Source organism: Salibacterium lacus (assembly GCF_042684865.1).
GTDB classification, from domain to species: Bacteria; Bacillota; Bacilli; order Bacillales; family Marinococcaceae; genus Salibacterium; species Salibacterium lacus.
The window spans coordinates 39,124-62,945 of record NZ_JBHUML010000002.1; the positions used below are offsets into that span (position 1 = coordinate 39,124).

Genomic DNA, 23,822 nt, shown 5'->3' on the forward strand with positions numbered 1-23,822 from the left:
GTCTGCGAGGGCTGGTTCTATTTTTCCGCCCATTCTCCGCCGCGCATGACCGGTTCGGATGACCCGTCCGGCAGAACACCGTCAATATCCATTTCTGCGCTGCCGATCATAAAGTCGACGTGTGTGATACTTGAATTGAGCCCGTGTTTTTCTTTTTCCTCTTTGGTCATATCGGCTCCGTTTTCAAGACAGAACGCATAGGCGCTTCCGATAGCGAGATGGTTCGAAGCGTTTTCGTCAAACAAGGTGTTGTAAAACAAGTCTCCGGATTGCGAGATCGGTGAACTATGCGGAACGAGAGCGGCTTCTCCAAGGAAATGGGAGCCTTCATCGGTCTCAATCAGATTTTTTAATGTTTCTTCTCCCTCGCCGGCGCTGTAATCGGTGATTCTCCCGTCTTTAAAATGAATGGTGAAATCATCAATAATGTTACCGCCGTAGTTCAGTGGTTTCGTGTTGGTAACATGGCCGTTCACGCCGGTGTTTTCCGGGACGGTGAATACTTCTTCGGTCGGCATGTTGGCGATGAAATGGACGCCGTCTGTATTAGGTCCGCCCCCGCCGACCCAGATATGTCCTTCCGGCAGTTTGACAGTAAGATCTGTGCCGGGTGCTTTGTAATGAAGTTCGCTGTATCGTCTTTCATTTAAGACGGCAGCTTTATCGCGGAGTTTTTTGTCGTGGGATTCCCAAGCGCCGGCCGGGTCTTCAACATCCGCACGGACGGCTTTAAAAATCGCGTTCCATAATTTTTCTTCCGCTTTTTCTGTTCCATCTTCTGGATACACTTTTTTGGCCCATCCCGGTGAAGGGGTTGCAATCACAAGCCAGCTTACTTTGTCGGACTGGATGTAGGAGCGGAACGTTTCCATCGCTTCGCCGGCAGCCTTATTGGCATCAGCGATTTTTTTCTGATCGACTCCCTGCAGTAGATCGGGATCGGTGGATTTGACCGTAATAAAGGCCGCACCGTTTTCGGCGAGTTCTTCCCGCCCTCTGGCAATCCACTGCGGGAATTCCTGAAAGGCTTCCTGCGGGGCTTTATCATATTTGATTCTCGTCAATGCTTCGTCCACCCAGTCGACGTGTACGTTTTTGGCGCCGGTGTCGTACGCCTTTTCTGCCAGCAGCCGGACAAAGGACGCCGAGGTGATAGGGGCGGAGATAAACAGTGTCTGTCCTTCCTGGAGGTTCACTCCTTTACGGACAGCCAGATCCGCATAGTTATGCAGCTTTTCATCGAACGTTGTCATCGTTATCCACCTTCTCTGACGGAAATTTTTGTTGAGGTATCATTGTAACATATCTTTGCCGCGCCACTCAGATGTGAGGCTTTTTTTAGGATAAACAGAGAAAGCAGAAAAAAATCACCGTTCTGTGAAAAGAATGGTGATTTTTCTAAGAAGACAGTTTTACGTCTTTGGACACTTCTCCCGGGACATCAAGTTTCTGCCGTTCCTTAAAGTTATGGATGTCAGCGACGAAATTGACCGGCATCGAATGTATTTTTGTATTATATTTTTGAACCGTATTATTATAAATAAGAACAAAGCGGTGGATCTTCTCTTCCGCCTCCTTCAGTTCCTGTTCCAGATGGAGAAAGTCTTCATGCTGAAGAAGTTCCGGCTGATCATCTTTTACAGCGAACAGGAGATGAAGGTTTTTAGTAAGTTCTTCATTAATCTGCACCTGTTCCACACGGGAGGTATTGGGAGAAGTCAGCCTGCTTCGCAGTTCCACTATTTTTTCCAGGATATGTTGTTCCTGTTTCGCATATGGCTGTGCGATATCAATCAGAGATGGAACAGCCTGGACCCGGCGGTCTAATTGTGTTTCAACCTGCGCCCAGGATTCTTCCACCCAGGAAAGAAATTTAATCAGTGCATGATAACCGACAATCCAGCATATCAGGGCACCAATAATGACAATGCCGAGAACGATACCGAAGATGGACAAGAGGCTCCCTCCTTTCTCCCTTGTATACCCAGTCTGATTCAATATGTAACGGGTGATACTGTAATACTATTCTTTAGGTCAGTATATCATGATTGGATGATATTAGTAAGCCAGACCTGCTCTTCTACAATGAAAGGATTCTTCCCCCGATACAAGCTGGTACAAAAAAAGAGCCGTATCTCCGGTTGTAATACTCTTTCCGTCTTCGGGCAGGAAGTCGGCTTCGGTCCGAAACGTTCCGGAGGCCTCTCCTTCCGGGAGATACGTCGGACAAACTATGGTCCAGTTTAACGGGGACTGCCGCAGCAGCTTGTAAGCCTCGGCATGATCTTTGGCCGCTGTTGTGCTGCGTCGTTTTGATTCGTCCGTTTCAAAACGGAAGCTGGCAGGATTCTGCCGCGCGTTTAAAATGCCTGCTGTACCGGTGGAAAGGATGCGCTGCATGTTTTCCTGTATCATCGCGTCGATAATGAGCGGGAAAGCACGCTGCAAGGTATTTTGTTTGTCCGTTCCGAGCGTACTGATAACGATATCTGTACCGGAAATCGTCTTTTGTACGTCTTTATCTGTCAGCACATTGCCGCCGATAACCTGCAAAGCGGGGTGGCTGCCGAGTTTCTCCGGCGACCTTGCCAGCGCGCGGACGCTGTATCCGCCGCTTAGGAGCATGGCAAGCAGCCTGCTTCCAACTCTTCCTGTTGCTCCGAATATGGAAATGTTCATAGCCTCATCTGTCCTTCCATCGCTCAACATATCTTTTCTCTATAGAAACATACTTCTGTTTTCGTTACAAATCATACAACGGTACTATGGCGTTTTTTTGTAAAACCACCATGGTTATTACCTGAATTTACTATATCATTCACAGCATAGTGTTTGCGAATCGTAACAAACTATAGGTACCAAGAGGAGGTGAGACACATGGCCAACAACAACAGTTCCAATCAACTGGTCGTGCCTGGCGTACAGCAGGCAATGGACCAAATGAAGTATGAAATTGCACAGGAATTCGGGGTTCAGCTTAGTGCAGACGCGACCTCCCGTTCCAACGGCTCCGTTGGTGGAGAGATCACCAAGCGTCTTGTACAGATGGCTGAACAGCAAATGGGCGGCCAAGGCCCGCAGCAGTAATTAAATATCATGGCTGGAGGGGCTGTCTGAAGGTGCTGCATTGCAGCACCGGGGCAGCCCCCTTTTTTACATAGCACACAGCCCACGAAAATGAGACGCTTCCGACTACGCTTGTTCATAATCGGAAGCGTCTTTTACTCTTCAAAGATGATGGCAGTCCAGGTTCTTGTTATTTACCGGCGCCGGGGTGGTTCTTCTTTTTGGATATCCCGGGCTTCTTCCATTTGAGTATGATCCTCTGAGGAACGGACAGTACCTCCTGCCAGTCCTTCGTTTATCATTCGATCTTCATCGAACTGAAGGTTATTGTCTTTAGCTTTGTGTTCCAATTTATCGCCCTCCTTTCGTTATCAGCCTTCCCCTTCTTCTTTTGAATATGTAAGTCGCGGCGGCCGGGAACCTTGTAGGCTGTTATTGCTTGCTCCGCCGAAGACAAATTGATAAAGTGATATTGGCTGAAAATGATGAACAACATCCCAAATGGGAGGCGGGAGTACTCCCCCTCTGCAGACAGCGGAAGACATAAAGGCGGATAAAGGAGTTTATACATGGATACGTTCGTAATGATTGTGGTGATGACAGCGGTAGGATCTCTTATTGGCGGCGCGACAAATTCCCTTGCCATCCGAATGCTGTTCCGCCCGTTTCAACCGCTGTATATAGGAGGTTTGCGGCTGCCGTTCACTCCGGGACTTATTCCAAAACGAAGGAAGGAAATGGCAGAGCAACTGGGGACGATGGTTATCACCCACCTTCTCACCCCGGAAAGTCTCCGGCAGAAACTGAAAAAATCCGATTTTCATGACACTCTTCAGAAGTGGCTGGCTGAAGAGATGTCCACGTTTCTTCATCAATCTTCTACATTGAGGGAGATAGCGGAAAAAACCGCCGGCAGAAAACTTCCTCTCGAGGAAAAGGGGCGTGGATACGTCCAGCGGTCTATGGACCAGTGGCTCGAAAAAAATAAAGATAAGCCCCTGCAGGATATTATTCCTGAATTGGTGATGAACAAAGCCGATGATCTGATCCCGGTTTTTGCCTCAGAGGTGACCGAAAAGGGGGCGGATTACTTCCGGGGAGAGGAAGGGGCCCGGCAGCTTGAGCGCCTTCTGGATAAATTTCTGCAGGGAAAAGGATCGATGATGAATTTTTTGGGCTCCATGTTCGGCAGTGACAGAATTATTGAGAAGCTCCAACCTGAAATCGTGCGTTTTTTTGAAGATGACACCTCGGAGACGTTTGTGAAAAATATACTGGAACGGGAATGGGGAAAGTGGAAACAAAAGCCGCTGTCTTCGATTCAACCTCACATCCATACGGGGACGGTCTCCAACGAGCTGGTATCGTTTCTGGAAAATGAACTGCCCGCACTCGAATACCTGGACCGTCCCTTGTCGGAATGGGCTCCGTCCTATGCAAACGTTATCGCAGACCGCCTGCTTCCCGGTGTAGTCAGCCGGATGCAGTCGTTTCTCATCGACCGCCTGCCCGGTCTTTTTGCAAGGCTTCAGCTGGATGAGGTCGTTACAGAACAAGTTAACGCTTTTTCAGTGGAGAGACTGGAAGAGATGGTTCTTTCAATTTCACGACGGGAGTTTAAAATGATCACTTATCTCGGGGCGCTGCTCGGTGGTGTGGTTGGGTTATTCCAGGGAGTGATTGTGGTTCTTTTTTCCATTGGATAAAAAGAAGAGAGAATCAGGTAAAACGGATGATTTCTGCGTTTCATTCATGTTATGCTCGGTTAAGATTGTAAAAAGGAGGACTATGTAATGTCCAATGTATACGACAAAGCACGCGAACTATCTCAGGATTTGAGAGACAGTGATGAATTCCAAAATCTAAAAAACCTTCATGAAGAAGTGGAGCAGGACGAAGTAGCCAAGCGTATGCTTGATAACTTCCGTTCCCTGCAGCTTGATCTGCAGCAAAAGCAGATGCAGGGCGAGCAGCCGACAGAGGAAGAAATCACGCAGGCGCAGAAACAATTTGAAATGGTGCAGCAGCATGAAGTCATTTCCAAGTTGATGGAAGTGGAACAACAGATGAGCACCACGATCCAGGATTTAAACAAAATCATTACCGAGCCTCTTGAAGATCTTTATGGTAACCCTGAAGATCAAATGGGAGAGCAGGAATAATCATAGCAAAAGAGCCGGCAGAACAAACTGCCGGCTCTTTTTGATCCACACGGCATGTTCTAAGCGGGGAAGCATCTGCATAGGATGACGGTAGATCAGGCCAGGCGCCAAGGAGGGACATGACGTGGGATATCGACTGCTAGCCATGAGCATTGATGGAGTCCTTTTGAAGTCCAATGACAGAATGAGCCGGGAGACGAAAGAAGCTGTAGATTTTGTTCGAAATAAAGGGGTATATACTCTTCTCGTAACGAACCGCAGTTTTGGAGCTGCGAAAAAAGCGGCCCGGCATTTAAAGATGGAGCATGAAATGATCTGCCACGGTGGGGCACTTACAGCCGGACAGTCCGGCACGCCGATTCTTGAAGCTTATATGCCCGCTGAAATGGTGTATGATGCCACTGTGTGCATGGAAATGTATCCATGCCGCATCCAGCTGGAAAGCCAGGATTATGAATGGGAAAACAAAGAACCGGCTTCGAAAAATATGCTGGGAAAAATTCAATTCAGCCTGGGAGAAGGACTTTTTCAGCCGAAGACGTATACAGACAGGGTGTCTGCGGCCGCGGCGGAAAAGCAGTTGAGTGCGCTTCGTTTGTTCGGCCATTTCGAAAGCACCCGGGATGCTGAACACTGCCGCGGACTGCTGGAGGAAAAAATACCAGGTATCCGTGTGGACCAGCAGGAAAACAGTTTAACGATAAAAAAAGAGGAAGCATCCAAGGAACATGCATTGACCTGGTTAATGTCCGAACTTGGCATTGAACCTGAAGAAATGATTTACATCGGTTCCGGGACAGCTGATATCTCAGTCCTTGATATGGCCGAAATCGGCGTAGCCATGGGACAGAGCCCGGATGAAGTAAAACAGCATGCAGACTGGATCACAAGGTCCAACGATCAAAACGGCCTGGCCTACATGGTAAAAGAAGTATTCCGAAAGCAGATGAAAGTGGAAGTGTAATATGGAGGGAGCTGTTCCTATCAGGGCAGCTTCCTTTTTTCATGTTCTAGACCCAGGTTCATTTATTTGAAGTGACCTTTATAAACGGGTTCGTGGAAGCGGCGTTTTCCATACGGATAAAATGTTCATGAAACGGACGCTTGGGTATCTCCCCTTATGTTGTTTAAGATGGAAAGGGGGAGGTATGAAATATGGCAGCTTCCAAACGCCGGAAACGATTTTCATCTGCATTCCTATTGTTCATCATGATGTTTTTTGCGGCAGTCGTGATATGGAACGTCATGCCGGAAAAGGAGTATTCCCCTTCTCCTTCCCGTGAAGAGAACGCACCGTCTTTTGCAGAAAATGAAGTACCTGAAAAATACCTTTCAATATATAGAGAAGCTGAAAATGAATATGGTGTGTCGTGGGAAGTGCTGGCAGCGGTTCACCGGGTGGAAACAGTATTTTCCACAATGGACGAGCTGGAAAGCCCGGTCGGTGCTGTCGGCCATACCCAGTTCATGCCCTGCTCCTTTATCGGCTGGAGTTATGAAGGGTGTCAGGGGAAAGGGGATATTGACGTTTCCCGTGAAGCGCTGACAGATACAGCAGCCATTGAAGAACACGGCGGTTACGGAGTGGACGCGGACAACAGCGGAAAAGCAGATCCCTATAATATGAAAGACGCTGTTTTTTCGACGGCTAATTATCTTGCCGCGAACGGCGCAGCTGATGGGAGCCTGCGGGATGCGCTGTTTCAATATAACCAGGCGGACTGGTACGTGGAAAAAGTGCTTTCCTTTTCCGATGCCTATGAAAATAACCATAAACCGGTTTCTCTGCCGGATGCAGAATCATAGGTCCCGGGGATTTTTGCCACTGCACATCCGTCCTGCTTCCTGAATAGAATGTCTGTGAAAAAGGAGGCGGATGTCAAGATGAACCCGATGCAGATGCATGAGATATGCAGGCAGAATATCGGACGCTATGTCCTGGTGCAGATGAACAACAACGAACAGATAGAAGGCTATATGGAAAATGTGGATAACAACCATGTGTACATGTTGGTGCCGGAAAACAATTCCGCACCGATGGCCGGTCCGAATGCACAGGCAATGCCGGGCGCCGGCGGTAGCAATCAGCCGGTGAACCGGCAGTATCCCGGTGGTTACGGCGGCTACGGCGGATATGGCGGCGGACATGGAGGATACGGGGGATACGGGGGATACGGCGGGTACGGTCAGGGAGCCCGCTTCCGCCGGCTCATCCTGCCTTTGACCGCCCTCGCAGCGATCTCCACATTGTTTTAAATACCGGGTCCGGGCATATCACGGACTCTGAGAAGAAAAAAGCGTTTCCGGTTATCAGAAAGGACAGCCGGAAGCGCTTTGTTTGGTTTTTAAGCAATTTCTAAAATATACGACCGTATGTTCACGTTTTCATGATATAATAACAAAATAAAGCATGCAGGAAAGGCTGAGATGCACGATGAAACTGCGGTTTATCCATACTGCCGACCTCCATCTCGGATCCACTGTTCCGGCGGGGGCAGGGGCAGAACGACGATTGAAAGAGCAGCTGGAAAACAGCATAGACCATGCGGTGGAACATATGGTTCAGGATGCGGTGGAACTCCATGTTGATTTTATGATTATCGCCGGAGACCTGTTTGACCAGGAGAACCGCAGCCTGAAACATCAGATCTTTTTGAAGCAGCAGTTTGAAAAACTGAATCAAAACAAAATTCCCGTTTATCTGATTTATGGCAATCATGACCCGGTGGACCGCCGGTACGCTCCGTCCGGATGGCCGGAAAATGTGTATGTTTTCGATACGGAGCCGGAAATGAAAATATTCCATAAACACGACGCGCCGGCTGCCCATCTCTACGGGTGCAGCTACAAAGGGAAAACGCAGCAAAACGTGGCCGCGGAATTTGTAAAACAACCTGGGGCTCCTTTTCATATCGGGCTTTTGCACGGAGAGGAAAAAAAGAAAGACAGTCACTCCTACGCCCCGTTTCTCAAAGAAGAACTGGAGGAAAAGCGTTTTGACTACTGGGCGCTCGGTCATATACATACAAGACAGTTTTTGTCGGAACGAATCGGTTATCCCGGCAATATTCAGGGACGTCACCGCAATGAAACAGGAGAAAAAGGGTACTCTTTGGTGGAGCTTGATGAAGAAGCCGTTGAGGTGACGTTCCGGCAGGCAGCAGGTGTTGTATTTGCGGCATTGGATATTTCGATTGAGGACTGTTCCGGTTTTGATGAGCTGACAGACAAAGTAATCCGCTGCGTATCGGAGCTGGAATACGAGCAAGCGGCCGGATTGTGGCTTGAGATCATATTGAGCGGACGCGGTATGCTGAGCGATTACCTGGAAGAGGAGAAAGAAGGATGGCAGGAAGCCTTAAACAGAATCGGTGAAACAGAGCGTCCATTCTTTTATGTGTACCGGCTTGAGGATGCTACGATTGCTGATCTGCAGCAGGAAGGACTTGAAAAGGAAAACCATTTTCTTGGTGATGTCCAAAGAGCGGCTGCTAAGCTGAAACAGGAGTCAAAGCAGCTGGAAGAGACATGGAGCGTGTTACATCAATCGAAAGGACCGGGCATGTATCTTTCCCAGGATCGTGAAGAAGAGACGCAGGATGTGCTGGAAGATGCAGAACGGCTGCTGTGGCAGCTGTGGGGAAAGGAGACGGCGGATGAGGATTGAAGCACTCCACATTTACGGCTTTGGAAAGTTTCAGGATGAAAAGATAACAGTGGATTCTTCTTTTCACGTTTTTCAGGGGAAGAACGAAACGGGAAAATCGACCATCCGTGCATTTATCCAGGCTGTGTTGTTTGGTTTTCCAAGCAAAAAAGAACAGGCCCGCCGTTATGAGCCCAAAGAAGGGAGCCGTCACGGAGGAAGCCTCACCATACGGCTGGAAGATGGGACGCAGGCAGTAGTGGAGCGGACCGCCGGAAAAAAATCAGCCGGGGAGGTTCTCGTTTATACCGGAGACGGCAGACAGCACGGAGCAGAGTGGCTGGAGGGATTGTTAGGAAGCCTCGACCGTGGGATGTTTCAGGGGATTTTCTGTTTCGGCCTTGAGGGATTGGGCGAGATTCAACAGCTGCAGGGAAGCGATTTAAATCAGTATATTTACGAAGCGGGGATGACGGGCACCAAACATATTGCTTCCATCGAAAAAAAGCTTCAGCACCATCTGGATCAGCTGTATAAACCAAAAGGACAAAAACCTGAAATGAATGTCCTTCTCCAGGAACTTCATGAACATAAGAAAGAACTGCGGGAGTGGGAAGCCAGATTTGACACGTATGACCGTCTCGTCCGTCAAAGAGAGGACATAGAAAGTAAACAGGCAGAACTCAAACATAAAAAGGCTGACCTGAAGGTGGAAAAGGAGCAGCTGCAAAGGAGAAAGACGCTGCTTTCTGTGTATCGTGAATTACAGGAAGTCTATCATCATGTACAGAGGCTGGAGCCGTTTGAACACGTCTCGCTTGATTGGGAGGAACAAAGCACCGCTTATCATGAGCAGCGAAAAGAGGCCGCCGCCGAGGAAGAAAAGCAGGCGCTTGCCGAGCAGCAGCTTGCCGGAAGAAATCAGGGAGCTGCGGTGAACCGGGCGGTACGGGAAACCCGGGACAGCATTTATGCCCTGAAGGAGAAGCTTCCTGTGTATCGAAAATACAGGGAGGACTATAACCGGCTCCAGCAGGAAGCAGCCCGGCATAAAAAAAACCTGGAAGAAAAACAGCGTCGGCTTGGGATTGCGGAGGAGTCCGAACTCGCCGGAGCCAGGACGACGATGAGCGCTGAAGAAGAGCTGCATGATATTACTGAAAAAGCGAAGGGGCTGCAGGAGCGCATCCGGCTTCTTGAGGAACAGGTGCAGCAGCATCAGGATCAGCTTGCGTTACTGCAAAAAGATTTGGATACTCATGAACAGTATCGTCGTTCTGAAGAAGAGAAACGGCACAGCAGGGACGCTGTCGATAAGCAGCAAACAGGGAAAAACGGCACCCGCCCGCTCTGGCAGCACCCGGTCCTTTTGCTGCAGCTGGCTTCCGTTATTTTTTTCACTTTGGGAATGTGGGAGATGATAACCGGTCACTGGCTGATGGGCTTGATTATGTTCGGAGCCGGGTTGTCTGCTGCTGTTCTCTGGATTTTGCAGCACCAGTTCCGTGCCGGGAAGAGCGGTGCTGATAACCCGGACAAAGATACCGCGCAGCAGACAGCGGAACTTCATGCAGATCAGCGTCTGGAGACAACGATCCGGGAGAAACAATGGGAGTATGACCGCGAAGTCAACGCGTATCAGTCCACGCTGGATAAAAAGCAGGAAGCCCGGGAAAAGCAGCAGGAACTGGAGGATGTGATGGAGAAATGGGCCGCAACGCACGATATCCCGTCCCCGTCATCGCTTCTGCAGGCCTCTGCCTTTTTTACCGCCGTCCAGGAATGGCAGAAAGAACAAAGACAGCTGCAGACGGTGGAAAAGGAAATAAAGACGCTGGCCCAGCTTCTTTCTGATATCGAACAGGAAACAGCGGAAGCGGCTGCTGCAGCAGGTATCTCCGCGGAACCGGTGGAAAAAACCATTCATGCGGCATTGAACATAGTGGAAAAGGAGGAAACGAAACACAGGGAGTACGAGCAGGACCTCCGGGACTGGGAAACGGTGCGGAGCCGTAAACACTACTATAGAGCGAGAAGAGAGCAGGCAGAGCATTCGATTCAGAATCTGTATCATTTAAGCGGAGTCCACTCCGAAGAAGAATTTCAGCAGGCCGTCGAGGCAAAAAAACAGTATAACGAATGGAAAGCCAAAGAAAACTGGCTGCTGGACAGGATGCGTCGTTCTCTTGCTGACCAGGAAACGACGGCTGCATGGTTTGAAACATTCGAAAACGATGACCGTGATCCGGATGAAGCGGTTCAGGATATCGAAGAAACAGAGCAGGAACTGGATACTGAAGAAGATGGGTACAGGAATAAACTGGCCGCTGTACATCAGGAAATCCGGACCGTTGAAGAAGGCGGAACGTACGAACAGATGCTGCAGCAGTATGAAGAGAAAAAGTCGAAACTGCACCATCTCGCGCGAACCTGGAAAACATACAGGGCAGCCCGGGAGATACTGAATGAAGCAAAATCCATGTATGAGCAGGAAAGACAGCCGGAAGTCATCCGCAAGGCTTCCTCGTATTTTTCCTATCTGACAGCATCGCATTATGAACGATTATTTGCCCCGCTTGGTGAGGAAACGTTTATCGTTGAAGACAACCGCGGATTTCGTTTTACGCCGGAGGAACTGAGCCGCGGCACAGCGGAACAACTGTATTTGTCTCTTCGCCTCGCTTTGGCAGAAAGCTATCATCACAACCAGACCCTGCCGTTTATTTTGGATGATCCATTTGTTAACTTTGACAGGGAACGACAAAGCATGGTTTTTTCTCTTTTGACAAACCTGTCGTCCCGCAGACAGATTTTGTATTTCACATGTGAACATATTCCTGAATCACCGTCCGGTATCAGACACCGTCCTGTTTCTTCTGAAGAGAAGGCAGCGGATGCCGGCGATTCATATACGCGCACGCTGCTCTGAGCAGCGGACGAAGATGAATCAGGGCAGACTGATGGACGACATTCTTGTTGGGAAAGGAATCGGATGAATGAATAATTATGTCGTATATTTAGTGGAAGATGAAGCGAATTTGTCGGAAGTACTGAAAGCCTATATGGAAAAAGAAGGATGGCAGGTCACCGTGTATGAGAACGGTGCCGATGCGCTGGAAGCTGTCCAGGAACCGCCTCATTTGTGGGTGCTCGATATTATGCTTCCCGGTACGGACGGATTTCAGGTTCTTAAAGGTATCCGCGAAGAAGAGGGCGATGTACCGGTTATTTTTATTTCTGCGAGAGATCAGGATCTCGACCGCGTTCTTGGTCTTGAAATGGGAAGTGATGACTACCTGGCGAAGCCGTTTCTTCCGCAGGAACTTCTTATCCGGGCGAAAAAACTTCTCTCGCGTGTCTATGGTGCCGGCAGCCAGGAAAGCAGAAAAATCGAATTGAATGATTACCTGATTGATCCCGAGGCCCGCGTCATCACGGACCGGGAAAACCCGGAAGAACCGCTGGATTTAACAACGAAAGAAATGGACCTTGTGCTTCTTCTCACCGAAGACGTGGGAAAGGCTCTTTCCAGAGAAGCCATTATTGAAAACGTGTGGGGCGAGAACTATGTAGGATCCGAGCGGGCCGTAGATGATGTCGTACGGCGTGTCCGCAAAAAAATGCCCCGCATTCATCTTGAGACACTCTACGGTTACGGATACCGTATTTTATCCTCATGATGAAGGTAAACTTGACCCGGCGTATCTGGTTTTCTTTTATTGCCCTGGTGGTGCTGATGGGATTAACCGTCGTGATTGTTTATCCGATTTCCATTAAAGGTACTCTGACAGAGGAAACCTACCGGATTATTGAACAGGAGCAGGCGCGCATGGCGAATCCATTCAGCGAACATTTTTCGCTGCCGCAATCGGAAATGAATTTTATCGAGCGGAGGGAAGCCGAACGTTCGGTCGGGCATGTCTTTTTGCTGGACGGCGAACAGCGGGGGGAACCGGTTCCACCGGATGATGTCCTGAAAGAAATGGTCCAGAATGCAGGCAGCCAGGAGGAGCAGAGAGAAAGGTACGAGTTAACCTACAATGATGCTACGTTGTTCTACGTCATTACCCGGATTCAGTCTGACGGGGAGGAAGCGTATCAAATTTCTTTTATGTGGGATACGTACCGGGATTTAATGGTGAACCGGTTATGGGAACGGCTGATTTATCTTCTTGTTATTGCGAGTCTTTTGAGTCTGCTTCCGGCCATTTGGCTGAAACGGTACCTGCGTCAGCCTTTTCGTGAACTGGGGAATCGTTTTGAACAGATTGCCAAGCGGAACTGGAAAGAGCCGATCCGCTGGGAAGGGGATGAAGATTTTCAGAGATTGTCCGATCAATTCGAGAAGATGCGTCAGAATCTCATTCGTTATGACCGCTCCCAGAAAACATTCATCCAGCATGCTTCCCACGAACTGAAGACACCCATCATGGTCGTGAAAACGTATGCGCATTCGGTGAAAGATGGAGTGCTCCCTAAGGATAATCTTGAAGACACCATGAATGTTATTCTTGATGAAACGGACCGCATGGATAAACGGGTCAAAGACATGCTGTACTTCACTAAACTCGATACCCTTCAGAAAGAAACAATCAACCTGGAAGAGATGGTGTTTGGGTCTCTTGCTTACCGGATTGAAGAGCGCTTCCGGATGCAGCGGGATGATTTGACGTTTGTTATCCAGGGGCCTGATGTGAAACTGAAGGCGGATCCTGAGCATCTTCAGGTCCTGATGGAAAATCTCGTGGAAAATGCAATGAGGTACGCCCGCGACACTGTCTGGATGTCAGCGGAAAACATCGGGGAAGACGATATTTGGATCCGTGTCCGCAATAACGGCGAACAGATTCAGGAAGAAGAAATGGCGTCTTTGTTTGCGCCGTTTCGAAAAGGTAATAAAGGCCAGTTCGGTCTTGGTCTGGCTATTGTGCATCGTATCGCGGAGCTGCATCACGGCAAAGCCGATGTAGAGAATCTCGAAGACGGGGTGGAATTCCGGATTTTTCTGCCGAAAACCTGACATAATAAAAATAAACAAGCATATACATGGGAACACAACCGGACAAGAACAGGAGGTCATTATGGATCAACGACCGAAAAAAGTACTGCTCACTCTCATTGGTTTGTTCGTATTGCTTGTTGTATGGCAGCGTTTTGCAGGAATAACAGCTGCTCCATCCTGGGTTCTACTGAGCGGCCTCGGCATTGTTTTCAGCGGTTTCATGTGGTGGAAAACAAGCCGCAGTGAAAAAGAAGAAGATGACCGCTGGATTGAACAGGAAGGACGGGTCTTTATCCGCAGAATGGAAGAGGAGCGGGAGAAAAAACGCGCCTCCTCCTGACATGGCTTTCAACCAAAAGCTTCAAAAACAGAATCCACACCGCCGTCATTTCTGATAAAAAGGAGCCGGAACATTTCCGGCTCCTTTTTATGTGCGCCTGTTTATCTATGTTTTTCTCCTGCTTATGAGGACTTGGTGTTCTGAAGCTGTATCCAGTCTTCGTACAGGGCGTCTTTGATCTGAATATCGGATTCATCCATCAGCTTCTGCATCCATTCCTCTTCCGTAGGAATCTGCTCCCTGCGTACTGCTTCTTCCACGTCTTTCTCGAGATCTTCATACGTCGTTTTCCGGTCGAGCACTTCGATGATATGATAGCCGAATTCGGTTTCCACGGGGTCGCTGATGCTGCCCGCCTCCATGGAAAACGCTGCTTTTTCAAAGGGTTCCACCATCTGTCCGCGTGTGAAAGTCCCCAGTTCTCCGCCGCTTGATGCTGAACCGTCCGTCGAGTATTCACCGGCGAGTTTTTCAAAGGAAGCCCCGTTTGCGAGCTTATCTTTTACTTCAACAGCTGTTTTCTCATCGTCTACCAGAATGTGACGGGCAGACACGGACTCCAGCTCTTCCCGGTGTTCTTCATAATAAGAACGCTTGTCTTCCTCTGACGATTCAACAGCTTCGTTCATCTGCCGGCGTACAAGCTGCGGCTGCAGCACGTCTTTTTTCAGAGAGTCGATGGAATCAACCGGAAGCTGGAACTGGGACTGAAGCAATGCAAGCAGCTCTTTATCTGTTTCCACTTCATATTGTTGTTTGAGAGTCTGTAATTCCTGTTCCACCTGCTTGGGCTCTATCTGCAGCTGCTCTGCTTTATCCTCGATGATTTTAGTGTGCACCATATCCTGGAGCACCTGCTTTCCGTAACGTTCCCTTAATTCTGCTGTCAAAGCATCCTCTGTAATGGTCGTGTCATTAACCTGTACGACGTCCCCGGTGGTATCAGCCTGACCTTCTCCCGTACAGGAAGCCAGACATACTACAGCTGTCAAAGCTGTCCCCGCTTTTAGAATTAATTGATACAAATTCCTCCAACCCCCTCATGAAATGTCCAGCTTTTAGACAATCTATATCATACCACAAACCATAAAAAAAAGAAAAAACGGGTGAAAAGCCTAAACAAACATCCGGGCAGCGACATAACATATTCCAGAAAGCGTGTTAGGAGGTGGTGAAATGTCAAAAGGGTATTACGGCGGCTTCGCTTTAGTTGTCGTCCTTTTCATTCTGCTGATTATCGTAGGTGCAGCCTGGTATTAAATCTTGAGGAGAGGAGGAAATACTATGGGATATGAATATGGTTCTCAGTTTGCGCTGATTGTGGTGCTGTTTATTCTGCTTGTCATCGTAGGCGCTGCCTGGATCTATTAACGAAAAAAAGCTTTCCCGATTTATTCGGGAAAGCTTCTTGTACATACAGAAACCGCATCCATCGTTTAGATGAACCACAATTCGACGAATGTGGATGTAAGAAGGATTGTAAGCAGAATATTAATGGTTCTGAAAATTTTCGGCTGGCGTTCTGCCGGTATCTCCTTTTGGACACAGAGGGCATTAGTCATAGAATTTATTACGAATAAATAGGTCAGCGAAAATAATCCGAACAATGCAATCAGCATCTTTTTACCCCCAATACCATGTATCTATTATACCTTAACAAAAGATGTTGTAAAAAGATAGTTTTTTTCTAGTACAATATAAGAGAAAATATGAGAGAAAACGAGGTCTTTCAGGAAAGCAGGTGAAAGTATGCATAGTCGTGCCATAAACGTATGGAAGTGGGCGTTTTTCATTCTGGCAGGCGCTCTTTTGTTGAGTATAATCCTTTTGTTTTTCTGGTTCACATCGCCGTCGGTAGACAACGGAGAAACTGGATCCGAAGATAACAGCGCCGGCGGAGAATTCCAGGAATATTTCACGGTACAAGCCACGACAGATCAGTTGAATCAACTGCTTCAGGAAGAAGCAGGGTCCGAGCAGGTCAACATTCAGTTTGCCGGAGAAACGGCAGAGGTGACGGCCGGAATTGATTTTCTGGGACGGAGCATTGAAGCGGTCATGACATTTGAGACAGAAGCCGTGGAAAATGGAGATCTTCTGCTGACGCTGCAGCAGGTATCTGTCGGAGCGTTCAATCTTCCCAATCAGCAGGCGATGACGCTGCTTGCCTCTCAGGCAGATCTTCCCGAAGCGGCGGATATCGATGCAGAGAACCAGCAGATCCGAATTCGGATGAACCAAATAACGATTGGAGATGATTATTCGTTAAGAGTGGAGCAGTTTCAGCCGGAAAATAATAACATCGTGTTCAACGTAGGGAAGTAAAAAAAGCAGCCGTTATACCGGCTGCTTTACTAATATATCGAGTCCATTTCTATTTTGTTCAATATAGCAGTGACGCGGCGCGCCAAGAAGCTGCTTGATATAAATCAAGTCATATACCGCAAGACCGGAGTTAAAGGAAAACACCAGTACGAAGTAATGCATGAGCGAAGGAAAGAGAAAGGCCCCCGCTGCAGCACCAACGTTGATGATGCAGGCTGGAAAAATCATGGCTCCGATATAGTAATTGCGGGTAACGGGTCTTGTGAATTTAAGAAACTGCATTGCTTTTCTTTTTCGTCTGAAAAGTAACCGGCTCCAGTCGATGTGGACCCCCGCAAACCGCAACGGTATCACATGAAGAAAGGTGTGCACCGGAAACAGTAATATCAGAAAAAGCAGGGTGTGCAGCATACTAAGTTCCGTATACGCATCATTTCTATGATACAGGCTCAGGCCGAGGTAGCCGAGAATAAACGTGACGATTATCATACTGAAAGAAAATATCATCAACCTGGAAGTATGATAGTCTCTTTTTACATTAATGGATTTCCAGCAGTTCACGGGAGATCCCCCCTTTCAATTCTTACGTGAATAATGTAAGGCTTGCACCTGCAAAAATCAATAGGCACGGCAAAATCCATAAAAAGAAAAAGAATTTCGACAATTTAAAGAGTCGATAAAGCGAATTCACATCCTTAAGGTCAGGAATGGAACACCTATTTTAAATGTAAGCTGCAGGACAGTTCCATGCAGTTATTCAGGTATACAAGGCAATGAAAAGGGAAGCAGCATGAAGAAAGATCCCAGGGTTTTTCGGCATAAAAAGGGAGGATGGTACAAAACATCATCCGTCTGCCGCAGGCGCCGCATGATGTTTGACCATCCCCTTATTCCCGCTTACCGAAAAAGGCGCTGTGCTCTTTCGAGTCAGATACGCCCCGGTTCATTATACAATACTTTCGTACTTCCGTGTATTTGGTATACGTTACATCGAAGGTCCCGAGGTTGTTTTTTCTTCAGGAACCAATGACCCGTTTTCTTCGGTGAACTCTTCATCGAACGTATTGATCGTCTCTTCGAATATATGCATAAAATCTTCTCCATACACATATCGTATAATCGTCAGGAGTTCGGTGAAATCAGGAAATTTTCCGTACAACTCTTTCATTGGAAGGGCTCCGTCATACACGCTGTACGTATCAGGCTCATATGCCTCAATGGTTTCGAGAAACAGACGATCCCCCTCACCGGTCAGCTCAATATACGTATTTCTTTTATCATCTGCATTTTTGGAAAAAGATAAAAGACCTCTTTCCTCGAGCTTTTTTGAGAAATTAAATGCGGTGGACACATGCATGACACCGAATTTTGCAATATCGGAAATGGAGGCACCTTCCAGATGATAGGCAATCCATAATATTTGATGTTCGTTAATATTAAGATTATAAGGTTTTATCCACTGCTGCCAGTCCTTTTCCACTGATTTCCATAGTGCTTTGGTTAACTGGGCAAATTTGTGGCAGAACAACATGGATTGTTTTGTAGAAGCTGGAGAATGTTCCAATTATCTGCCTCCTTCCAAGTATTATTGTAATAAAAAGATATTGTGTGTTCTTACATAAAGATGAATCGACATTTATTGAGGGATTATTCAGACTCTTTACGAATTCGTTCATTCAACTCCGTAATGGAATCGGAAATTTCCTTGATTTGTTCCTGAATGCTTTCCATTTCCGGCTCTACTTCCTGTTTGTAGCGGCTGTAGGTTTTTTTCATCTCCTGGGTAAGGCCGTCTACCGCTTCGAGCCCCTCAGTGGCAGCATAACGCCAATCATAAACGGCTGCCCGCCCTTTTCGGGAAAGAAGACGGTTCACGTTTTTCCAATTGTACTGTTTCATGTATTGTCTCGTTTCATCCCCGGATGCCGGCGCAGAAAGGAGGGAAGCAATGCCTCCTGCCATCAAACCTGCAAAAAGTCCGGAAATTAATGATTTCGAATCCACGATACCACCTATCCTTTCTCTCCTACGTTCTTTCTTTCTATAAATATTATTCTCTGATAACAGTATAGAGAAAAATCAAAAAAATGAAAAGAACAATCTGCTTTTATTAGTTAGAAAAATAGCAGGATGGAAAAAGTAATCGCTTTCATATTTTAGGGATCACGAATCGACACTTCTTTTTACATCACGCCGGATCAACAAAAAAACGCCGGCTGCGCAGCCGGCGTTGACAGGGTGGATGACCCGGGGCTATCCGTGCTTTTTATGAAAGTCCAGCATAAACGTGCGGAGAGCCTCGCATGATTCGAGAGATACTGCATTGTACAGCGAAGCCCGGCATCCGCCGACAGAGCGGTGGCCGTTCAGGCCGACAAATCCTGCTTCTTTAGCTTTTTCAAGAAAGGTTTTGTTCAGCTCTTCGCTCGGAAGGTTAAAGGTGATGTTCATGTTGGAACGGCTGTCTTTTTCTGCGTGTCCTTTGTAAAATCCGCCGCTGTGGTCAATCGTGTCATACAGCAGGGAGGCTTTTTCGTTGTTTCGCTCCTGCATTCCTTCGGCGCCGCCGCGGTTTCGTATCCAGTCGAGCACATACCTCAGCATATAAATCGCAAAAGTCGGCGGTGTGTGATACAAAGAGTTCTTGTCCGCATGCGTGTCATAGCGCAGGAATGTAGGAATGGACTGCGGTATCTTATGAAGCATTTCTTTTTCTATAATAACGATGGTAACGCCCGAAGGACCGAGATTTTTCTGGGCGCCGGCATAAATAAGCGAGAACTGATCCACCGGGACCGGTCTGCTTAGAATGTCACTGGACATGTCGGCGATGATCGGCGACTTCCAGTCAGGCAGTGTCTGCCACTGTGTACCAAAAATCGTATTATTGGATGTGATGTGAACGTAAGCATCCGTCTCATCTACATCCATATTTTCCATCCCGGGGATGTATGTGTAGTTATGTTCGGCAGACGACGCCCCGACCTTTGTCTGACCGAGAAGCTGCGCTTCCTTTAACGCTTTTTCCGACCAGGAACCGGTCAGGATATAGTTGGCTCTGCCGCCGTCAGGCAGAAAATTCATAGGGATCATTGGAAACTGCAGGCTTGCTCCTCCCTGCAGAAACAGGACCTCGTGGGTATCCGGCACCTGCAGCAGTTCTTTGATACCGGCTGCTGCTTCGTTGTGTACTTCTTCATACTCCTTGCTGCGGTGGCTTAATTCCATGACCGACATTCCCGTGCCGTTGAAATCAAGCATTTCCTCCCCGGCCTTTTTCAGTACTTCCTCGGGAAGAGCAGCCGGGCCTGCGTTAAAATTATGAGCTCTTGTCAATGTGCTTCCACTCCTTCAATGTATGTCGGAGCCGCCTGTCTGAAACGTGCAGAAGGTGGTCGACGTAATAAAAATAAATGGTTCTATAAATGGCTGTTGATGCGTTTGGCGACAGCCTGCAGATCTTCGGAAGTGTAATGGGAGCTGTTATCCTCAAACACAGGCTGAAAACCATCATCCGCTCCGTATCTCGGGATGAAATGCAGGTGGTAATGAAATACCGACTGGGAAGCGGCGGAACCGTTGTTGTTGATGATGTTCATTCCGGCGGGCTGAAACTCTTCTTTGATGGCGTTTGCGATTTTTGGAGCTGTTTTAAAAAGATGGGCAGCCGTATCTTCATGTAATTCAAAGATATTTTCCTGATGATCCTTTGGAATCAGCAGGGTGTGACCTTTCGTGGCCTGACCGAGATCGACAAAGGCAAGGCAGACATCATCTTCATAAACAACCGCAGCAGGTATATCTCCGGCGGTGATCTTGCAGAAAATGCAGGTACTGTCGTGTGTCATGGGCAACGCTCCTTTATATTTAATAGTATATCTTTATTCTATCAGTCCGCTCATGCATCGGCAAAAACAACTCTGGATTGTTACAAAAATAAAGCCGTAATGCTATAATCTGTTTAGTACAAATAAGGAAAAGGAGGACTTCCATGTTTGTCCCCCTGCTATTAACGGATTTTCTTGACCGCGCGGTGTCGTTGTACGGAAATAGGACGGCAGTGATAGATGGGTCAAAAGAAGTAACATACGAAAAATTAAATTATAATGTTAATCAACTTTCCCGTGCGTTAAACGATCTCGGTATCAAAAAAGGGGACAAAGCAGCATATTTAACCCGTAACTGTCAGGAAATGGTAGAAGGATATTACGGAGTATTTCAGACCGGGGCGGTGATGACTCCGCTCGGTACAGGTCTGAGCCCTGAAGAATATGTATTTATTCTGAATCATAGTGAAAGCAGGGTGCTGATTGTAGAAGAGGCGTTGTATCCGCGCATCTCTTCCATTACAGACCAGCTTGAAACGATTGAACATATCATCGTCATTGGAAAATCTCCGGTGTCGGAGGGATGCCTGCATTACGATTCATGGAAAAATCAGTTCCCGGGTTATGCATACGACCGGGTGGAACTTGAAGAACAGGATGTTGCAACGCTGCAGTACACACGGGGGACAACCGGCCAGCCGAAAGGAGTGCTTACTGCCCATCGCAGCAACTACCTGCACGCCTTATCAGCTATGCACCATCTCCGGGTGAGTGATGGGGACCGGCTCCTGCATGTGCTGCCCATGCATCACGCGAATGCCTGGGGGGCTCCATTTATTTACACATCCAACGGGGCGGTTCAGGTTATGCAGCAGGACATGGAAGCGCGTGTTACAGCACATAATATCGATGCCTATCATATCACGGTGGTCCACATGACACCTCCTGTGCTGCAGAACCTGCTGGAGTACTACAAAGAAAAAGGCACCGCTCCAAAAAACCGTGATGTGCGTCTGGTCGTATCCGGAGAAATTCCTCCCCGTGATATTGTGCACCGGGTGGAAACGGAACTGGGCTGGGAATTTGTGCAGGTCTACGGTATGACCGAAACCTCCCCGCTTGTTGCTGTGTCAGAGGTGAGACCCCAGCATCAGCATCTGACAGACAATCAAAAAGAAGAGGTGAAGGCGAAAACCGGCTTTCCCATGATCGGCGTCAATGTGAAAGTTGTCGACGATGAAGGAGTGGAAATTCCACGTGACGGGGTGACGAGTGGTGAGATTATTATCCGCTCCAACCATGTGATGGAAAGCTACCTCAAAAATCCGGACGAAACATCACAGTCCATCAAGAACGGCTGGCTTCATACAGGTGACCGTGCTGTAATCGATGCGGACGGATACATTGAAATCAAAGAACGGAAAAGAAAAACGGCATATACATCCCCTCATGTGGATACGACGCCGTAGAAGGAGGCACAATCATGATGGAGCTTCTTGAACTGAATCAGGTCAGTGGAGGTTACAATATCCACAAGCCGGTCCTGCATGAGCTTGACTTTCACGTGCAGGCAGGCGAGATGGTTGGTCTTATCGGGTTGAACGGAGCAGGAAAAAGTACAACCATTAAACATATTCTAGGCTTGATGGAGCCGGCAAATGGCGATATTCGGATACAGGGAGTGCGGTGCCGGGAAGAACCGGAAACGTACCGGCGGACCTTCACGTATATTCCCGAAACGCCTATCCTGTATGAAGAACTCACACTGTGGGAGCATTTAAGGCTGACGGCGGCCGCTTATGGAGTCGAAGATAACCTGTTTGAGGAACGGGCCGCCAGCCTGCTGAAAGAATACCGGATGGAAAAGATGAAACACTGGTTCCCAAGCCACTTTTCTAAAGGCATGCGTCAGAAGGTCATGATTATGTGTGCCTTTCTTGTGCAGCCCAGTCTTTATGTTGTGGACGAACCATTTGTCGGTCTTGACCCTGTGGCCATCAAGTCACTGCTGGATATGATGGAGGAGAAAAAACAGGAGGGAGCCGCCATCCTGATGTCGACTCATATTCTGGCTACAGCGGAGCGGTACTGCGACCGTTTCATTCTTCTGCATGAAGGACGGATCAGGCATCAGGGAACGCTTGCGGAACTGCGCGAACAGACAGGCATGCCGGAAGCCGATCTTGACGACTTATACATAGAAGTGACCAAAGGGGAAGTTTGATGAATATACAATCGCTGTGGAAAGACCGTGTCCAGACGTTCTGGTATCAAGCCGTGCGCTATCTGCGCCTGATCGGCAACAGCGGCTTTATGTTCAGCCTGTATGCTCTGTTTCTGGCCGGTGGATATTTTTATCCATCGTTTATGGAATGGCTGCCTTCCTCGGTCCCGGTTCCGCTTCTATTTACACTGCTTTTTGCATATCTGTTAACGAGATGTCCGCTCCGCACGTTTCTAAAAGAAGGCGACCTCGTCTTTTTGCTGCCGCTGGAAAACCGGTTAAAATCATATTTTAGAAAATCGGTTATCTATTCATACGTGTTTCAGTCGGCATCGGTTGTTATTGTGTTTTTGCTGCTCGGTCCGTTATTTAGAGACCGGGTCGCTGATGACAATTTGTACATGTATACGGTCCTGCTGCTGCTTCTTGTCATCAATGGTTGGAATTACGCTTCATTCTGGGCGGAAATGCGGTTCCAGGAAGAATCCATCCGTTTTAAACATACAGCCGGCCGTGCGGTTTTAAATGCAGGAGCCGGCTACCTTCTGTTTCACGGGGCTCCGCTGTGGTTTCCGGCGGCGGTCGTTATTCTGATGGTGTTTGTGTACGTCTTTTATTACTACCCGCTTCTCGGCCGTCATCTGCTGAAATGGGAAGTGCTTCTGCAGCAGGAGCAAAAGCGTTTGTCCGCATTTTACCGGTTCGTGCGCTCGTTCACCGATGTCGGGTACGTCAAGACAGGGGTGAAGCGCCGCCGCTGGCTGAGTGCGCTGATGGACCGCTGGGTCTGGAACAAAGGCTCCGTGTTCTTGGTTCTGTTCGGCAAATCCTTTATACGATCGGGCGAATACTTCGGCATGTATATCCGGTTAATACTGGCCGCGGGGCTCGTTATGTATGCTTTTCCAAACGACTGGTTCCGGATGGCGGCTGCGTTTCTTTTCCTTTACATGACAAGCGTACAGCTTCGAACTCTCTGGCATCACCTCGACGTGACCATCTGGCCGGACCTTTATCCGGTGCCGTTTGAGCATAAACAAAACGATTTTAAAGCACTCGTGAAAACACTTCTTGTCATTCAAACGTCCCTGCTTACTGTCGTCTATCTATTGACAGCGGGTTCATGGTTGCCGGGTGTGGTTCTATTTGGTGCAGGTCTGCTGTTTTGTGTTGTGTATCCATTATCCCAAAAAGACAAGGCGATGATTCAGCCGGATCAGGAGGCGTGAT

The 23,822-nt window shown here is 48.1% G+C and carries 28 protein-coding genes; 17 read left to right on the forward strand and 11 right to left on the reverse strand.

Annotated features, from left to right (window positions below; all coding sequences use genetic code 11):
• Positions 1 to 17: 17 nt before the first annotated feature.
• The 3 genes from ACFSUB_RS00585 to ACFSUB_RS00595 all read right to left on the reverse strand — a co-directional run bounded on the left by ACFSUB_RS00585 (position 18) and on the right by ACFSUB_RS00595 (position 2,679).
• A complete protein-coding gene (locus ACFSUB_RS00585) occupies positions 18 to 1,253 on the reverse strand; it encodes an aminopeptidase (RefSeq protein WP_380711251.1) in 1,236 nt (411 codons plus the stop codon).
• A gap of 145 nt (positions 1,254 to 1,398) precedes the next feature.
• Complete coding sequence (locus ACFSUB_RS00590; protein ID WP_380711252.1) at positions 1,399 to 1,956, reverse strand: LemA family protein; 558 nt, start codon at positions 1,954 to 1,956, stop codon at positions 1,399 to 1,401.
• A 102-nt stretch (positions 1,957 to 2,058) separates the two neighbouring features.
• Positions 2,059 to 2,679 (reverse strand): NAD(P)-dependent oxidoreductase, encoded by a 621-nt coding sequence (locus ACFSUB_RS00595; protein ID WP_380711253.1) that lies wholly within the window; start codon positions 2,677 to 2,679, stop codon positions 2,059 to 2,061.
• A 198-nt stretch (positions 2,680 to 2,877) separates the two neighbouring features.
• Here ACFSUB_RS00595 and ACFSUB_RS00600 point away from each other — a divergent pair, with 198 nt between their 5' ends.
• The gene (locus ACFSUB_RS00600; protein WP_090925617.1) at positions 2,878 to 3,087 is read left to right on the forward strand and encodes an alpha/beta-type small acid-soluble spore protein; all 210 of its coding nucleotides are present in this window, start codon (positions 2,878 to 2,880) and stop codon (positions 3,085 to 3,087) included.
• A 173-nt stretch (positions 3,088 to 3,260) separates the two neighbouring features.
• Here ACFSUB_RS00600 and ACFSUB_RS00605 read toward each other — a convergent pair whose 3' ends face one another.
• Positions 3,261 to 3,416 carry a hypothetical protein gene (locus ACFSUB_RS00605; protein ID WP_380713240.1) on the reverse strand — a complete coding sequence of 52 codons (156 nt, stop codon included), beginning with the start codon at positions 3,414 to 3,416 and terminating at the stop codon, positions 3,261 to 3,263.
• A gap of 219 nt (positions 3,417 to 3,635) precedes the next feature.
• Between ACFSUB_RS00605 and ACFSUB_RS00610 the strand changes: the two genes are divergently transcribed.
• The 10 genes from ACFSUB_RS00610 (at position 3,636) to ACFSUB_RS00655 (ending at position 14,216) form a co-directional block, all read left to right on the forward strand.
• Complete coding sequence (locus ACFSUB_RS00610; protein WP_380711254.1) at positions 3,636 to 4,772, forward strand: DUF445 domain-containing protein; 1,137 nt, start codon at positions 3,636 to 3,638, stop codon at positions 4,770 to 4,772.
• Between the two features lie 87 nt (positions 4,773 to 4,859).
• Entirely contained in the window at positions 4,860 to 5,228 is a 369-nt protein-coding gene (locus ACFSUB_RS00615; RefSeq protein ID WP_380711255.1) for a YlbF family regulator, read from the forward strand.
• Between the two features lie 124 nt (positions 5,229 to 5,352).
• Entirely contained in the window at positions 5,353 to 6,192 is an 840-nt protein-coding gene (locus ACFSUB_RS00620) for an HAD hydrolase family protein (RefSeq protein ID WP_380711256.1), read from the forward strand.
• A 191-nt stretch (positions 6,193 to 6,383) separates the two neighbouring features.
• Positions 6,384 to 7,034, forward strand: a complete 651-nt coding sequence (locus tag ACFSUB_RS00625; protein ID WP_380711257.1) for a lytic transglycosylase domain-containing protein — start codon at positions 6,384 to 6,386, stop codon at positions 7,032 to 7,034.
• Between the two features lie 78 nt (positions 7,035 to 7,112).
• Positions 7,113 to 7,484 carry a hypothetical protein gene (locus tag ACFSUB_RS00630; protein WP_380711258.1) on the forward strand — a complete coding sequence of 124 codons (372 nt, stop codon included), beginning with the start codon at positions 7,113 to 7,115 and terminating at the stop codon, positions 7,482 to 7,484.
• Positions 7,485 to 7,662: 178 nt separating this feature from the next.
• Positions 7,663 to 8,895 (forward strand): metallophosphoesterase family protein, encoded by a 1,233-nt coding sequence (locus tag ACFSUB_RS00635; protein ID WP_380711259.1) that lies wholly within the window; start codon positions 7,663 to 7,665, stop codon positions 8,893 to 8,895.
• Positions 8,885 to 11,803, forward strand: coding sequence for an ATP-binding protein (locus ACFSUB_RS00640; protein WP_380711260.1), 2,919 nt, complete (start codon positions 8,885 to 8,887; stop codon positions 11,801 to 11,803). The genes ACFSUB_RS00635 and ACFSUB_RS00640 overlap by 11 nt, the downstream gene beginning before the upstream one ends.
• Positions 11,804 to 11,870: 67 nt before the next feature.
• Positions 11,871 to 12,554 carry a response regulator transcription factor gene (locus ACFSUB_RS00645; RefSeq protein WP_380711261.1) on the forward strand — a complete coding sequence of 228 codons (684 nt, stop codon included), beginning with the start codon at positions 11,871 to 11,873 and terminating at the stop codon, positions 12,552 to 12,554.
• Positions 12,555 to 12,565: 11 nt separating this feature from the next.
• Complete coding sequence (locus ACFSUB_RS00650; RefSeq protein ID WP_380711262.1) at positions 12,566 to 13,894, forward strand: sensor histidine kinase; 1,329 nt, start codon at positions 12,566 to 12,568, stop codon at positions 13,892 to 13,894.
• 61 nt (positions 13,895 to 13,955) lie between these two features.
• Positions 13,956 to 14,216 carry a sporulation YhaL family protein gene (locus tag ACFSUB_RS00655; RefSeq protein WP_245736819.1) on the forward strand — a complete coding sequence of 87 codons (261 nt, stop codon included), beginning with the start codon at positions 13,956 to 13,958 and terminating at the stop codon, positions 14,214 to 14,216.
• A 122-nt stretch (positions 14,217 to 14,338) separates the two neighbouring features.
• Here ACFSUB_RS00655 and ACFSUB_RS00660 read toward each other — a convergent pair whose 3' ends face one another.
• On the reverse strand, positions 14,339 to 15,241 hold the full coding sequence (locus tag ACFSUB_RS00660) for a peptidylprolyl isomerase (RefSeq protein WP_380711263.1): 903 nt from the start codon (positions 15,239 to 15,241) through the stop codon (positions 14,339 to 14,341).
• A 151-nt stretch (positions 15,242 to 15,392) separates the two neighbouring features.
• On the opposite strand from ACFSUB_RS00660, the gene ACFSUB_RS00665 reads away from it, so the two are divergent.
• Positions 15,393 to 15,476 carry a YjcZ family sporulation protein gene (locus tag ACFSUB_RS00665; protein WP_090925629.1) on the forward strand — a complete coding sequence of 28 codons (84 nt, stop codon included), beginning with the start codon at positions 15,393 to 15,395 and terminating at the stop codon, positions 15,474 to 15,476.
• Positions 15,477 to 15,500: 24 nt separating this feature from the next.
• Positions 15,501 to 15,587, forward strand: a complete 87-nt coding sequence (locus ACFSUB_RS00670) for a YjcZ family sporulation protein (RefSeq protein ID WP_090925630.1) — start codon at positions 15,501 to 15,503, stop codon at positions 15,585 to 15,587.
• 65 nt (positions 15,588 to 15,652) lie between these two features.
• On the opposite strand, the gene ACFSUB_RS00675 is transcribed toward ACFSUB_RS00670, so the two are convergent.
• Entirely contained in the window at positions 15,653 to 15,835 is a 183-nt protein-coding gene (locus ACFSUB_RS00675; protein ID WP_380711264.1) for a hypothetical protein, read from the reverse strand.
• Positions 15,836 to 15,965: 130 nt separating this feature from the next.
• Here ACFSUB_RS00675 and ACFSUB_RS00680 point away from each other — a divergent pair, with 130 nt between their 5' ends.
• Positions 15,966 to 16,541 (forward strand): YpmS family protein, encoded by a 576-nt coding sequence (locus ACFSUB_RS00680; protein WP_380711265.1) that lies wholly within the window; start codon positions 15,966 to 15,968, stop codon positions 16,539 to 16,541.
• A 12-nt stretch (positions 16,542 to 16,553) separates the two neighbouring features.
• Here ACFSUB_RS00680 and ACFSUB_RS00685 read toward each other — a convergent pair whose 3' ends face one another.
• The 5 genes from ACFSUB_RS00685 to ACFSUB_RS00705 form a co-directional block, all read right to left on the reverse strand.
• Positions 16,554 to 17,102, reverse strand: a complete 549-nt coding sequence (locus ACFSUB_RS00685; protein WP_380711266.1) for a DUF3267 domain-containing protein — start codon at positions 17,100 to 17,102, stop codon at positions 16,554 to 16,556.
• A 424-nt stretch (positions 17,103 to 17,526) separates the two neighbouring features.
• Complete coding sequence (locus tag ACFSUB_RS00690) at positions 17,527 to 18,072, reverse strand: HTH-type transcriptional regulator Hpr (RefSeq protein WP_380713141.1); 546 nt, start codon at positions 18,070 to 18,072, stop codon at positions 17,527 to 17,529.
• A 116-nt stretch (positions 18,073 to 18,188) separates the two neighbouring features.
• The gene (locus ACFSUB_RS00695; protein WP_380711267.1) at positions 18,189 to 18,545 is read right to left on the reverse strand and encodes a YtxH domain-containing protein; all 357 of its coding nucleotides are present in this window, start codon (positions 18,543 to 18,545) and stop codon (positions 18,189 to 18,191) included.
• Between the two features lie 249 nt (positions 18,546 to 18,794).
• Complete coding sequence (gene serC / locus ACFSUB_RS00700) at positions 18,795 to 19,877, reverse strand: 3-phosphoserine/phosphohydroxythreonine transaminase (RefSeq protein WP_380711268.1); 1,083 nt, start codon at positions 19,875 to 19,877, stop codon at positions 18,795 to 18,797.
• 83 nt (positions 19,878 to 19,960) lie between these two features.
• Positions 19,961 to 20,389 (reverse strand): HIT family protein, encoded by a 429-nt coding sequence (locus tag ACFSUB_RS00705; protein WP_380711269.1) that lies wholly within the window; start codon positions 20,387 to 20,389, stop codon positions 19,961 to 19,963.
• Between the two features lie 143 nt (positions 20,390 to 20,532).
• Here ACFSUB_RS00705 and ACFSUB_RS00710 point away from each other — a divergent pair, with 143 nt between their 5' ends.
• The 3 genes from ACFSUB_RS00710 to ACFSUB_RS00720 are packed head-to-tail and all read left to right on the forward strand — an operon-like array spanning position 20,533 to position 23,821.
• The gene (locus tag ACFSUB_RS00710) at positions 20,533 to 21,837 is read left to right on the forward strand and encodes an AMP-binding protein (RefSeq protein WP_380711270.1); all 1,305 of its coding nucleotides are present in this window, start codon (positions 20,533 to 20,535) and stop codon (positions 21,835 to 21,837) included.
• 17 nt (positions 21,838 to 21,854) lie between these two features.
• The gene (locus ACFSUB_RS00715; protein WP_380713142.1) at positions 21,855 to 22,592 is read left to right on the forward strand and encodes an ABC transporter ATP-binding protein; all 738 of its coding nucleotides are present in this window, start codon (positions 21,855 to 21,857) and stop codon (positions 22,590 to 22,592) included.
• A complete protein-coding gene (locus tag ACFSUB_RS00720; RefSeq protein ID WP_380711271.1) occupies positions 22,592 to 23,821 on the forward strand; it encodes an ABC transporter permease in 1,230 nt (409 codons plus the stop codon). Before ACFSUB_RS00715 ends, ACFSUB_RS00720 begins: the two co-directional genes overlap by 1 nt.
• Position 23,822: the final 1 nt, after the last annotated feature.

Excerpts from the sequence above, each read along its gene's own strand:
- ACFSUB_RS00585 (WP_380711251.1), bottom strand. The coding sequence starts at position 1,253 with ATGACAACGTTCGATGAAAAGCTGCATAACTATGCGGATCTGGCTGTC.
- ACFSUB_RS00595 (WP_380711253.1), bottom strand. The coding sequence starts at position 2,679 with ATGAACATTTCCATATTCGGAGCAACAGGAAGAGTTGGAAGCAGGCTG.
- ACFSUB_RS00600 (WP_090925617.1), top strand. The coding sequence starts at position 2,878 with ATGGCCAACAACAACAGTTCCAATCAACTGGTCGTGCCTGGCGTACAG.
- ACFSUB_RS00610 (WP_380711254.1), top strand. The coding sequence starts at position 3,636 with ATGGATACGTTCGTAATGATTGTGGTGATGACAGCGGTAGGATCTCTT.
- ACFSUB_RS00615 (WP_380711255.1), top strand. The coding sequence starts at position 4,860 with ATGTCCAATGTATACGACAAAGCACGCGAACTATCTCAGGATTTGAGA.
- ACFSUB_RS00625 (WP_380711257.1), top strand. The coding sequence starts at position 6,384 with ATGGCAGCTTCCAAACGCCGGAAACGATTTTCATCTGCATTCCTATTG.
- ACFSUB_RS00630 (WP_380711258.1), top strand. The coding sequence starts at position 7,113 with ATGAACCCGATGCAGATGCATGAGATATGCAGGCAGAATATCGGACGC.
- ACFSUB_RS00635 (WP_380711259.1), top strand. The coding sequence starts at position 7,663 with ATGAAACTGCGGTTTATCCATACTGCCGACCTCCATCTCGGATCCACT.
- ACFSUB_RS00640 (WP_380711260.1), top strand. The coding sequence starts at position 8,885 with ATGAGGATTGAAGCACTCCACATTTACGGCTTTGGAAAGTTTCAGGAT.
- ACFSUB_RS00645 (WP_380711261.1), top strand. The coding sequence starts at position 11,871 with ATGAATAATTATGTCGTATATTTAGTGGAAGATGAAGCGAATTTGTCG.
- ACFSUB_RS00655 (WP_245736819.1), top strand. The coding sequence starts at position 13,956 with ATGGATCAACGACCGAAAAAAGTACTGCTCACTCTCATTGGTTTGTTC.
- ACFSUB_RS00665 (WP_090925629.1), top strand. The coding sequence starts at position 15,393 with ATGTCAAAAGGGTATTACGGCGGCTTCGCTTTAGTTGTCGTCCTTTTC.
- ACFSUB_RS00670 (WP_090925630.1), top strand. The coding sequence starts at position 15,501 with ATGGGATATGAATATGGTTCTCAGTTTGCGCTGATTGTGGTGCTGTTT.
- ACFSUB_RS00675 (WP_380711264.1), bottom strand. The coding sequence starts at position 15,835 with ATGCTGATTGCATTGTTCGGATTATTTTCGCTGACCTATTTATTCGTA.
- ACFSUB_RS00680 (WP_380711265.1), top strand. The coding sequence starts at position 15,966 with ATGCATAGTCGTGCCATAAACGTATGGAAGTGGGCGTTTTTCATTCTG.
- ACFSUB_RS00690 (WP_380713141.1), bottom strand. The coding sequence starts at position 18,072 with ATGTTGTTCTGCCACAAATTTGCCCAGTTAACCAAAGCACTATGGAAA.
- ACFSUB_RS00705 (WP_380711269.1), bottom strand. The coding sequence starts at position 20,389 with ATGACACACGACAGTACCTGCATTTTCTGCAAGATCACCGCCGGAGAT.
- ACFSUB_RS00710 (WP_380711270.1), top strand. The coding sequence starts at position 20,533 with ATGTTTGTCCCCCTGCTATTAACGGATTTTCTTGACCGCGCGGTGTCG.
- ACFSUB_RS00715 (WP_380713142.1), top strand. The coding sequence starts at position 21,855 with ATGGAGCTTCTTGAACTGAATCAGGTCAGTGGAGGTTACAATATCCAC.
- ACFSUB_RS00720 (WP_380711271.1), top strand. The coding sequence starts at position 22,592 with ATGAATATACAATCGCTGTGGAAAGACCGTGTCCAGACGTTCTGGTAT.